This window comes from Psychrobacter sp. 5A.1 (genome assembly GCF_030407455.1).
Taxonomy (GTDB): Bacteria; Pseudomonadota; Gammaproteobacteria; order Pseudomonadales; family Moraxellaceae; genus Psychrobacter.
Genome location: NZ_JASDDJ010000118.1, coordinates 1 through 2,264, shown reverse-complemented (window position 1 = coordinate 2,264; position 2,264 = coordinate 1). Strand labels below are relative to the sequence as shown.

Annotated in this window: 2 protein-coding genes; one reads left to right on the top strand and one right to left on the bottom strand. The window is 42.2% G+C overall.

Features of this window, described 5'->3' with window-relative positions:
• Nucleotides 1-308: 308 nt before the first annotated feature.
• A complete protein-coding gene (locus QL982_RS14285; protein WP_290190433.1) occupies nucleotides 309-1,190 on the top strand; it encodes an IS982 family transposase in 882 nt (293 codons plus the stop codon).
• An 83-nt stretch (nucleotides 1,191-1,273) separates the two neighbouring features.
• On the opposite strand, the gene QL982_RS14280 is transcribed toward QL982_RS14285, so the two are convergent.
• Nucleotides 1,274-1,822, bottom strand: a complete 549-nt coding sequence (locus QL982_RS14280; protein WP_290190432.1) for a DUF2345 domain-containing protein — start codon at nucleotides 1,820-1,822, stop codon at nucleotides 1,274-1,276.
• Between the last annotated feature and the right edge of the window lie 442 nt (nucleotides 1,823-2,264).

Sequence of the window (2,264 nt, the reverse complement as noted above, 5' to 3'; positions counted from 1 at the left end):
TAACCTCAAATATATCATCTTGCTTCGGCTGTCACCCCTCCTTTAATTCCTCAGCATACTTTTTGATACACCACCCATTTTTTTAGTTAAAGGGTGACGTATATGAACGACTAATATCGTGCCAGGTGGTCGACTGATCGGTGTGCCAAGTCCTTGAGCGTTGGAGGTGTTAGCACTAATTAACTGCCCCAGTTCTCTAATTTCATGATATAAATTAACCCCAGTTCGGGATAAGCGCACAAAAAAAAGAAGTCCAAAATTGCTAGAGTAAGTTTACCAAGACAAACTTCACAATAAGGACTTCTTACATGGACAACCTAACCGAACTATACTGCCATATTGACGACTTGTATCAGCAATTCAAACCTGAGTTTGACGCTCACTTAATCGCAACTGGCAGTCAGCGGCTAAGAGCATGCCAGATAAGTGTAGCAGAGATTATGACCATCTCGGTACTGTTTCATCAATTACGTTATCGACAGTTTAAGGCGTTTTACTACCATCACATGCTTGGCATGATGAAACGGGAGTTTCCAAATCTGCCGAGCTACTCGCGATTTATAGAGCTTGTGCCGCGTAGTGTCATGCCTTTATGTAGCTACTTGCAAAGCATGATGGGCGACTGTACGGGTATCAGCTATATTGATTCAACCAAGATAGCGGTTTGTCATAACAAGCGTATTTACCGTCATAAAGTCTTTGAAGGACTTGCAACCCGAGGTAAAAGTAGCATGGGTTGGTTTTACGGCTTTAAGCTACATGCCATTATCAATCATAAAGGTGAGCTGGTCTCCGTCAAAGTCACTGCGGGTAATACTGATGATAGAGCGCCTGTTAAGGATATGGCAACGCCTTTGTTTGGTAAGCTATTCGGTGATAGAGGCTATATCAGTAAAGCACTAGGCGCGTGGCTTACAAACAATAGTGATACTAGGCTGATAACCAAACTTCGGCGTAATATGAAACCCCAATTACTTGAGCCTATGGATGAGGCGCTACTCAATCATCGCTCTTTGGTTGAGACGGTGTTTGGGGAGCTGAAAAACTTGTGTCAGATTGAGCATTCACGCCATCGTAGTGTCACGGGTTTTATCACAAACTTGCTGTCAGGTTTGATTGCTTATTGCTGGTTTCCCTATAAACCCACTATTAAAAATATGACTCAGCAAGGGCAGGTCGCCACATTATAAATAGTATCAATGATTTATGATGTGGCTTATCCCGAATTCAGGTTATTGATTAATAATATTTTTTACTGGTATAAAATTATGGCTTACTCATATTCTTCATCGTCGGCTTCTACGGTCATGCCAACAGCCTGAGCACCTGTATGAATTCTTGTTGTCTGACCCTCTTTATTTGTTATTCCTCGATAAATCTTACCGTCACCAGTAGTGATTTTATAAGCAAATCCAGAAATAGGGTTACCTAAGGTATCTTTAAGCACAAACATCTCATCGAAAGGATCTTTATAATCAAGTATGCCGTGTTTGGCTTTTGCCCCCGCCACCATCTCTTTCTTCACCGCTTTAATCTTAACCGTGCCTGGACACACCAGCTTAATACCACTGTCATCGATGGTAATCGACGCTCCGCCTGACGTTTGCAGCTTAATCCGCTTCGGACTCGACACATTGACCTGTCCTGACTCACTACCGATTGTCATACTTTGCTGACTGTGCAGCTGCAACTCACCGCCTTGTGCTTGTATCGCCACAGGTTTGTTATTGGCACTGATATGTAGTCCTGACTGGCCAGCTTGGCCACCGACACCTGAGAGTGAGTCAATCGTATTTGCCGTCAGCGTATAATTGCCTGCCACCACATCCGACTGAGTAGCACCTGATTGCCGTACGATGGTTTTCGCCGTCTACAGCGTATTGCTGCTTGATGCGAGGAGCGAACTGTCAACCATGCGTTGCCCCTGATGATAGTTGTAATGCGCGTAGGGGCGGGGTAGTACCATCATCGTGAGGACTGAGCATGTTGGAGACGTAGCGGTGATAAATTTTTATTCAATTGAAAATTTATCCTATGATAAATAGAATTTTAACGTTGATATTTTATTTTGACCACTTACATTATCAACCCTTTGTAAATTGATTCCGATTCGTGAATTGAAGTGTAATGTACTGTAGAGTCAATTGATATTTTCCCAGTTTTGGGATCGATATTATATTTTTCCCAAGATACGATATATAAGACACCTTCAAACATGATTGAATTAAGAATCCATAGTTCAAAATCCTGATTCATATAGAAAA